Raw genomic sequence first — 7,979 nt, 5'->3', positions numbered from 1 at the left:
ACACCCGGCGCAGCCCGGAGAAGCCCAGCGACTTCCACAGCTCGGTCAGCGCCCACACATTGCCGAGCGCGCGCGCGGATTCGAACGACACCGTTGGCGCCGCCGGCTTGGCGCCCATCGGTTCCCGACCGGTGATCTTGAGCAAGCCATTGATGACCGCATCGAGCGACCCATCGACCTGCTCGGCACGGCCGAGCGTGGCGACGGTGCGCTTCTTTACCTGTCCGGCTTCGTCGCGATAGGACTCGACGCGCTGGACGTAGCGGCGGCCTCCGGAGGTGGTGAGCTTGACATGCATGCCGCCACTTTATCGACCTATAGAGTTCCGTCAAGTCTGGACAATACTGTTACAAACGTGCCACCACAGAGCTTTTTCGATCATGGCTTTGAAACCCGCGCCGGTGCTGGAGGCACTTTCCGAAAAGGGGTGAAAATCGGGGGGAAGTGTCGAACCCCGGAGTACTAGCCAACTCTGCAGATGAAATAATGATGCTGCTGGACAACGGTGCAAATCAGGCCTTGAAGGATAATAGATTCGAGCTTACGCCACTCGAACTTGCCCTGAAACTGCAAAGCGAAGACAAGATTCAAATTGATCGCAGCGCCGTTATCGCTATTCTCAGGAACACAGACTCCGCGGCCCAACGCAGCGGCTCACCGGCGATGCGCGATGAAACCGCGCGACGCAGGTAAGCTCAAGCGGTGGGCCGCAAGTTCAACACGTGGTGATTCACGCCTCATGAAAAATCAGCCAATCGAGACCGAAGCGCCTGTTGACAGTATGATCCACAAGCTCGTGCAGGGAAGCTACTTCCATGACGCGTGGTCTATCAACGCCGCCGAGCCAAGCCTCGATCCCTTAAGTCAGTTTCTCCGGGTCGCCAAGGCCACTCCTGCATGGATCGACTCAGCAATGAAGTTGCGCAATCGTCTCGTTTCTCTGCTGGGCCTCAAGAACCTTGGTGGCTTATCGGAAATCGATTCATCCAAGGTTGCAACCGAGTACAAGCCAGGCGACCGAGTTGGAATATTCACCCTTATTGCGAAGTCGGAAACCGAGATTTTGCTAGGTGACAGTGACAAACACCTTGATGTCGTCGTGTCGTTACATCATCGTCAATCGCGGCAGTCTTCTCAAAAAATTGTGACGGTTACCACAGTAGTCAAAGTTCACAACTGGCTCGGCCGCATATATATGACTCCAGTACGACCTGCGCATCGAGTCATCGTGCAGGCAATGGTTCGAGCCATTGGCAATGCGGCCTAACAGCTCCATGCATGCGCCAAGCGCATGATGGTGGATGTTACATTTCAGGAGATCATCTTTGCAAATCGTACTGATGCGGCATGGCAAACCCAAGATTGACACGCGCCGCCGATTGAATGCGTCAGATTTTGGCGTTTGGGTTGAACAATACAACGCTACAGGTATCGATGCCGAGTATCCACCCACGCGAGAAACCGTTGCAAAAGCCAGCCAATGCACTTTTACTGTGTGCAGTAATCTCCCGCGCTCTCTGGAATCTGCAAGAACTCTTGGAATTGAGCGTATAGGAGTCTGTTCCCACATGTTCCGAGAAATGGAAATACCTCACGCGGCGTGGCGTTTCCCAACCCTCTCATTACAAGCATGGTTGGTTTTCTTTCGACTTGCCTGGGCGCTCGGATATTCAGCCAATGCAGAATCATTCAAATCGGCCAAGGCAAGAGCACGTAGATGCGCCGAACTGCTTGCCAGTTTGGCTTCAACTCACGACACTGTATTGTTCGTTGGGCACGGTACGCTAAACTGGTTCGTCGCCGGATATCTCAGGCGCATGGGGTGGATATCCGCTGATAGCCCCCCCAGAAAATACTGGGAGCACAGCGTCTTTCACATACGACCAACGTAGCATGACGCTCGACCCGCACCTTACGGTCGCTGGACGCTGCGCAATAAAGCCGCATAGCACCGATTACTTCTAAGCTGAGCGCCTTCGAAGAAGACACACGAGAGGTGATGACAAATGACACACAGCAGGATAACGTAGCGTCACGAGACCTTTCCGCTGGAACCCAAGAAGAACGATGCCCTCAAGGAGGAGTGCGGTGTAGCCTTCGGGAGCATTGTCGCGGCAATTGAGGGTGGCGGATTGCTAGACATCGTTCTCGCGGATCACCCCGCGATAGCGGTCGCGGCCAAGACAGACCAGCGCCTTGTCGTCGTTGCCCGCCCGCTTGAAGTCGACAATCCAACTCTGCGGCAAGTGGGCGACCTCTCCGCATAGCGGCTTCGTTCAACAAACCAATCCAGCAGACTGTCAAAAAACTTCGCTTCTTGACAATCCGCTGCATTTACGCTTCAAACATTGTAGGAGGCATCATGATCGTCATATATGGAATCAAAGAACATTTAAATCCAATCAAGGCTCAACTCTCCGAAGTCATTCATGGCTGCATGCAGTCGATTCTTGGCATGCCTGAAGATAAGCGGGCTCATCGTTTCATCCCTATGGACGCAGAGGATTTCTATTACCCAGGCGGCAGAACTTCTGCCTACACTGTGATCGAAATCAACATGATGCAAGGTCGTGCTCCAGATACCCAAAAAGCTCTGATCAAGGCGCTCTTCAACAAGATCGAGTCTGTGGTAGGTATCTCACCTGTAGATGTCGAGGTGACAATCAAGGAGCAACCTGCCCATTGTTGGGGATTTCGGGGCATGACCGGAGACGAGGCGCGTGACCTCAAATACTCAGTCAATGTGTGACGAGGCGCTGTAGTACTCGGTCGCCCTGGCCCCCCGGTGTTGCAATCACCGAACCAAAGCACTTCTGGAGATGCCTCTAATGCTCAGCCTTGACTTCCTGATCACCTCGTTCATTGTTGTACTCATTCCTGGCACGGGGGTTGTCTTCACCGTATCCACGGGTCTTGTCCAAGGTCGGAAAGCGAGCATATTTGCTGCACTGGGGTGTACTGCGGGCATCGTTCCTCATCTTCTGGCTACCGTTCTTGGTCTTGCTGCCATCATGCATACAAGCGCCCTTGCGTTCCAAGCCCTCAAGTATGCTGGTGTCGCCTACTTGTTCTACATCGCCATTGCAACTTGGCGTGACAGATCAGCTTTTGCCATCGATGGCACAGCCTCCACAACCACAGCCATTGGTCTCGTGCTGAAAGCGTTCTTGCTCAATATTCTCAACCCCAAACTGACCATCTTCTTTTTGGCATTTCTCCCACAATTTGTTCAGCCGGGAACAACGGAACCGCTCTTTCAGCTTCTTATTCTGAGCGCCACGTTTATGGCCATGACATTTGCTGTATTCGTGGCTTATGGATTCCTCGCTCATGTGTTTCGCAATGCAGTCATTGAGTCACCCCGAGTCCAGGCGTGGCTTCGGCGAGGTTTTGCTACCACCTTCGCGGGTCTCGGGGCAAATCTCGCACTCACCGAGAAGTGACGCCCTATCCATTCAGATGTTGAGACTATACAAAAAGCCCCAACTCAACATCCAAATCTATGCCTATAGTATAACCTAGCCACCCCTCCCGGCGTTCCCCAGTGCCTCGCTCATGAAATTGATCCGGCTGGGCCTGAGGCGCGCGCCCCCAACACCAACACTGGCGCCCCCAGCCACCTCTCACGTCGAACGTTATACGGTTTAGGAACTTGCGCTACATGAACCAAGAAGAACTCAAGGCCGTTTTTGACAAACAGGCTGATGGCTATGAAGAGCAGCAAAGGAAGCTGGCGCCTATCCATGACGGCCTTTACTTTCAACTCGAATGGATTTTTTCGGAGTTGCCGCAGACTGCCCGCATACTTTGTGTCGGATTAGGTGCGGGCGCGGAGCTTTCCTATTTGGCCAACAGGTTTCCAAATTGGAGGTTTACCGCTGTTGAGCCTTCCGGTGCAATGCTTGATGTGTGTCGTAATAGAGCCGAGAAAGAAGGCTTTATTTCTCGATGTACGTTTCATGAGGGTTATGTGGAGTCAATTTCAGATATTGATCTTCATGATGCTGCTACTTGCTTTATGGTTTCTCAGTTCATCCTAGACGATGGAGTGCGTTCCAAATTTTTTCGGAACATTTCGAAAAGGCTGAAACCCGCCGGAATCTTGGTGAGTGCCGATCTGGCATCAGCAGCGGGTTCACCTGAATATAAAGCATTGCTTAAGGTATGGGTGAGTATGCTGCACGCTGCCAACGTTCCTGTTGATGCGATAGAAAGAACACATTCGGCATGGGCCAAAGACGTTTCAATTTTACCCCCCGACGATGTTAAGGCAATTATCAGGCGCGGTGGTTTTGACTCGCCTGTTCAGTTTTATCAGGCAGGTTTTGTGCACGCCTGGTTCTCCAAGCGGTCTCCATAAAATGCGATGTAGCAATGCCATGCACCCGACGCTGGTACCGCTCGCGGCTGACATTGAGCCCGTTTTCGCCAGCCTGCGAGGCAACAAACGCCGGAAGACGAATTCATGATGAACTCGGGCTGACTCGGGCAAGGGCACGATAAACACGACATCATCGGCGAGTGCCGACGCAAACCGTCCGCTCGGAACTCGAGTTGCGCTGCACCGTTGCCGGGCGCTCAGTTCTCCACCATCGCAGAACGCAAACCGAGATGCTCAACAAACGGGTCAAAATCCCGATCGCTGTACAACAAGGACAGGTCGTCCTCAATACAGCGCGTGGCGATGATCGTGTCAATGGTTTTGCGTATTGTCACGCCTTGCGTTCTGAGCACTCTATAATTTCTGGCCGCATGCAGCGCAATGTCCGCGCCACCCAGGGTAATGGTGTCTAGCGACATCAGCAGCCTTCTGGCCTGGTTGAAGTCCTTCTCACGACTGAAGCCTTGGAGGACCTCCGCCAGGATCAGGTCGCCAACGAACAGTGGGTCGGTGCCGAGCAATGCATCCAGCCGCTCCGCCTGCGGCGTGTTGGCCCCCCGAAAGAAGTCAATCCACACGCTGGAATCCACAACGATCACCTGTCGGTCCTCATTGCATTCAGGTCGCCCTCCCATTGCAACTTGCCCCTGAAACGCCGAAGTTCTTCTTGCTGCCGCAACCTCAACAGTGTACGCAGGCCCAACTCCACGGCTTCTTTCTTGGTTTTCAAGCCAGTCAGCCGGAGGGTGTCACTCATCAACTTGTCGTCGATCTCAATGTTTGTACGCACGATGTGTATCTTTCATACTATTGATACACACCATAGCCCTAAGATGCCCAGCCTGCAAGCTGTTGCGATTCATGACCGCTGCGCATACCGGGTGTCGCAAGCTGACGATGCGGCCCAACAGGCTGGATCAGGACGCAAGCGTCCCTTGTCTCCGCCCGCTCCACAACACGTGCTGCGTCACTAACTTGCAGCGCATCATCTCCTTACAGCCTATTACCAAGGGTAACAGCGCGCCGCCGTGCAAGCGCATACGCTGACACCTGCAATGTGAGCGCGCACTTGCGCGACACGGCGGCCTGGTGCGGAGGGTTGGGAGATGAACACGACGAATTTCGAAAGCTGGATCGGGCGTGGCCTGCCGCTTGCCTGTGCCCTTTTGCTGGCCGGCTGTGTTGTGGCTCCGCACCAGCCTTACTATCACGAACGCAGCACGGTGCTGATCACCCCCGCGCCGCGGGTCGAGTACCGCGGGCGGCCTCCGGCGCCGAATTACATCTGGGTCGATGGTTACTGGAGCCGGGTTGGCAGCCGCAATGTCTGGGTGACTGGGCGCTGGGCGCCACCTGCGCATCGGCATCCGCCTCCCCGCTTCACTTACGAACGCCCTTACGAACGCCAGTACGACCCTCATCACGACCGTACGCATGATCGGCGGGAGAGCCGTGAGGACCGCAGGCGTGACAATGACCGCGACGCACGCCCCTACCGCCAGGCCGATCGTGATTTACAACAGCATCGCACAGCGCCCCGCGCACAGCTGGAACGCCGTGATGCCCCGCCAGCGCCGCGTGGCGAGGCGCGCCCTGAACGCTCCGACAACGAACGCAGACGCGAACATCCGCGCAGCCGGGACCGTGACGACGAGGAACGCCGCCGCTGACCGGCACCTGGCCGGCACACACCGGCCGGACAATGCCCGGCCGGTGGGGGTCAGGCGCCCTGGTCGTCGCTGTCGAGCATCTTCTTCAGGTAATCGGGCAGGCCGGACAGCACCAGGGTGTCGCTGGCCCGGTCGTAATGCACCGCGCCCGAATGCAGACCACTGCGATCAAACTCCAGCTTCCATTGCTCGCCCGCCGCGCGAAAGCGCACCAGGGGGCGGATTGCCCGGCGGTCCGGCACAAAGCCGTCGGCCAGTTTGACCGCTTCGGTCTTCAGCACCGCGTCCAGTTGTGGCGCACGTTCGGGGCAGACCTGCCGCGCCACTTCGTCCAACGCCACCGGCACCCCGGTTTCGCCCAGTTCGTCGAGGTAGACGTGGGCCCGCTCCAGCACGGCATCACGCTCAGCCGGCTCGAGGCGCTCGTTCTCGACGAACTGGTTGAGGGCCAGCACCAGCTTCTTGGTTTCCTTGACCGCGATCACCAGGTCGGTACAACCCAGAAACCGCTTGAACCAGGGTGCGACATCGCCCCGCCCCTTCAGAAAGCTGATGTAGCGCTCGTCCCCGCGTTGCCAGCCGCTCAGGTCAATGCGGCCCGCCGCCTTCAGCGCCGAGAAATCCAGATGCGCGCAATCGATGATGTCGAGCGTGCCGGTGATCGATGTCCCCAGCGCCTCGCCCATGACCGCCACCCACAGGGTGTCGGTCTTGCCTTCGGTGATGCGTGCAATGATCACGAAACCACCGGCTTCGGTCTCTTCGTCGATGCAGGCCTGCAACTGCGTCATCATCTGCTGCGATACGGTGGCGAAATCGACGCTGCGCTCGACCACGTGCGCTTTCAGCATGTAGGGCAAGGGATAGGTGGCTTCGTCGTCCTCGAATCGGCCGTAGCCCTTGCTGGAGCGGTCGGCGTAGTGGCTGCACAGCCGCTCGACCAGACGCACGGCCGCGTCATTGACCGCGCAGGCCGTCGGCCGCAGTTCGACGCTGGCGGGCGCGCCCTCCTGCTTGAGCAGACGGTGGACGACGACGTCGGTGATGGTGTGCTGGACCGGGGTCATGACAAGGCTCGGAATATTGCGGGGCGACATTGTCTCACGAGCCCACCCGTCGGCCGGTGCGGCAACGCTGAAAACGCACTGTCACCGGTGCTGTCACCAATTCTTCGGTGAATTGAAGTCTGCGTGTAACCGTACTTTCCTAGGCTTGCAACACACTCCGGAGGATACGCATGAAAGACTTTCTCGCCGCCCTGCAGACCCAACGCTGGGACGACCACCGCTACTATCACCATTGCCGCATCAATCAGTCCCTGCACCTGATCAGCGCAGTCAGCTTTCTGGCCGCCTATGCCATGCTGTTCATCAACCCGGTGATCGCGGCCCTGCTGGGCTGGATCGTGTCGATGCTGACGCGTCAGGCGGGCCACTTCTTCTTCGAGCCCAAGGGCTACGACCACGTCAATCAGGCCAGCCACGAGTACAAGGAAGAGATCAAGGTGGGCTATAACCTGCGGCGCAAGGTGGTGCTGATGGCGATCTGGTTCGCGTCACCCCTGATCGTGTGGTTTCAGCCCACGCTGTTTGGACTGGTGGAGGCGCATGAGGACGTGCGCGGCTATATCGACAACCTGGCAATTGCCTGGATTGCCATTGGTGTCGGCGGCCTGATCTTCCGCACCGTCCACCTGTTCTACCTGCAGGATGTGCGTACCGGGCTGGTATGGATGACGAAGATCCTGACCGACCCTTTCCACGATGTGAAGCTGTATCACCGCGCCCCGATCCAGCTTCTGCGTGGCGAGCGCATCGACCCGATGCATGCGCGACATCACGTTGGCGCCTGAACGATCTGCCCCTTGATGTTGTAACGGGCGCCAGACAAGGCGCCCGTTTTTTCGTTTTTTGTCTATCCGCCCACGA

The 7,979-nt window shown here is 56.8% G+C and carries 11 protein-coding genes and 1 pseudogene; 8 read left to right on the top strand and 4 right to left on the bottom strand.

The window, feature by feature from the left end; all coding sequences use genetic code 11:
• Positions 1–298, bottom strand: a pseudogene (locus DNK49_RS12440) (IS1634 family transposase); the annotation flags it as partial.
• Between the two features lie 188 nt (positions 299–486).
• Here DNK49_RS12440 and DNK49_RS12435 point away from each other — a divergent pair.
• From DNK49_RS12435 to DNK49_RS12410, 6 genes are all read left to right on the top strand, one after another.
• The gene (locus DNK49_RS12435) at positions 487–693 is read left to right on the top strand and encodes a hypothetical protein (protein WP_110524970.1); all 207 of its coding nucleotides are present in this window, start codon (positions 487–489) and stop codon (positions 691–693) included.
• A complete protein-coding gene (locus DNK49_RS12430) occupies positions 671–1,267 on the top strand; it encodes a DUF2867 domain-containing protein (RefSeq protein WP_243632343.1) in 597 nt (198 codons plus the stop codon). Before DNK49_RS12435 ends, DNK49_RS12430 begins: the two co-directional genes overlap by 23 nt.
• A 34-nt stretch (positions 1,268–1,301) precedes the next feature.
• Positions 1,302–1,892: a histidine phosphatase family protein gene (locus DNK49_RS25150; protein ID WP_110524967.1), complete on the top strand. Its 591-nt coding sequence runs from the start codon at positions 1,302–1,304 to the stop codon at positions 1,890–1,892.
• A gap of 470 nt (positions 1,893–2,362) precedes the next feature.
• On the top strand, positions 2,363–2,749 hold the full coding sequence (locus DNK49_RS12420; protein ID WP_110524965.1) for a tautomerase family protein: 387 nt from the start codon (positions 2,363–2,365) through the stop codon (positions 2,747–2,749).
• Between the two features lie 79 nt (positions 2,750–2,828).
• The gene (locus tag DNK49_RS12415) at positions 2,829–3,443 is read left to right on the top strand and encodes a LysE family translocator (RefSeq protein WP_110524963.1); all 615 of its coding nucleotides are present in this window, start codon (positions 2,829–2,831) and stop codon (positions 3,441–3,443) included.
• A gap of 218 nt (positions 3,444–3,661) precedes the next feature.
• A complete protein-coding gene (locus tag DNK49_RS12410) occupies positions 3,662–4,360 on the top strand; it encodes a class I SAM-dependent methyltransferase (protein ID WP_110524961.1) in 699 nt (232 codons plus the stop codon).
• A 218-nt stretch (positions 4,361–4,578) separates the two neighbouring features.
• Here the strand turns inward: DNK49_RS12410 and vapC are convergent, their stop codons facing one another.
• Together vapC and DNK49_RS12400 are read right to left on the bottom strand one after the other, a co-directional pair.
• The gene (gene vapC, locus DNK49_RS12405) at positions 4,579–4,980 is read right to left on the bottom strand and encodes a type II toxin-antitoxin system VapC family toxin (protein WP_110524959.1); all 402 of its coding nucleotides are present in this window, start codon (positions 4,978–4,980) and stop codon (positions 4,579–4,581) included.
• Complete coding sequence (locus tag DNK49_RS12400) at positions 4,977–5,171, bottom strand: type II toxin-antitoxin system VapB family antitoxin (RefSeq protein ID WP_110524957.1); 195 nt, start codon at positions 5,169–5,171, stop codon at positions 4,977–4,979. The genes vapC and DNK49_RS12400 overlap by 4 nt, the downstream gene beginning before the upstream one ends.
• 316 nt (positions 5,172–5,487) lie before the next feature.
• Here DNK49_RS12400 and DNK49_RS12395 point away from each other — a divergent pair, with 316 nt between their 5' ends.
• Entirely contained in the window at positions 5,488–6,051 is a 564-nt protein-coding gene (locus DNK49_RS12395; protein ID WP_110524954.1) for a YXWGXW repeat-containing protein, read from the top strand.
• Between the two features lie 50 nt (positions 6,052–6,101).
• Here DNK49_RS12395 and DNK49_RS12390 read toward each other — a convergent pair whose 3' ends face one another.
• A complete protein-coding gene (locus DNK49_RS12390) occupies positions 6,102–7,118 on the bottom strand; it encodes a nucleoid-associated protein (protein ID WP_110524952.1) in 1,017 nt (338 codons plus the stop codon).
• Between the two features lie 170 nt (positions 7,119–7,288).
• On the opposite strand from DNK49_RS12390, the gene DNK49_RS12385 reads away from it, so the two are divergent.
• The gene (locus DNK49_RS12385) at positions 7,289–7,903 is read left to right on the top strand and encodes a hypothetical protein (RefSeq protein WP_110524950.1); all 615 of its coding nucleotides are present in this window, start codon (positions 7,289–7,291) and stop codon (positions 7,901–7,903) included.
• The last annotated feature ends 76 nt before the right edge of the window (positions 7,904–7,979 follow it).

This window comes from Parazoarcus communis SWub3 = DSM 12120 (assembly GCF_003226565.1).
GTDB lineage: Bacteria > Pseudomonadota > Gammaproteobacteria > Burkholderiales > Rhodocyclaceae > Parazoarcus > Parazoarcus communis.
Note: the sequence above shows the minus strand (reverse complement) of the source record. Positions and strands in the feature narration are given on the sequence as shown.

Coding starts and splice junctions, on each gene's coding strand:
- DNK49_RS12390 (WP_110524952.1), bottom strand. CDS start 7,118: ATGACCCCGGTCCAGCACACCATCACCGACGTCGTCGTCCACCGTCTG.
- DNK49_RS12420 (WP_110524965.1), top strand. CDS start 2,363: ATGATCGTCATATATGGAATCAAAGAACATTTAAATCCAATCAAGGCT.
- DNK49_RS12435 (WP_110524970.1), top strand. CDS start 487: ATGATGCTGCTGGACAACGGTGCAAATCAGGCCTTGAAGGATAATAGA.
- DNK49_RS25150 (WP_110524967.1), top strand. CDS start 1,302: ATGTTACATTTCAGGAGATCATCTTTGCAAATCGTACTGATGCGGCAT.
- DNK49_RS12385 (WP_110524950.1), top strand. CDS start 7,289: ATGAAAGACTTTCTCGCCGCCCTGCAGACCCAACGCTGGGACGACCAC.
- DNK49_RS12410 (WP_110524961.1), top strand. CDS start 3,662: ATGAACCAAGAAGAACTCAAGGCCGTTTTTGACAAACAGGCTGATGGC.
- DNK49_RS12415 (WP_110524963.1), top strand. CDS start 2,829: ATGCTCAGCCTTGACTTCCTGATCACCTCGTTCATTGTTGTACTCATT.
- DNK49_RS12430 (WP_243632343.1), top strand. CDS start 671: ATGAAACCGCGCGACGCAGGTAAGCTCAAGCGGTGGGCCGCAAGTTCA.
- DNK49_RS12395 (WP_110524954.1), top strand. CDS start 5,488: ATGAACACGACGAATTTCGAAAGCTGGATCGGGCGTGGCCTGCCGCTT.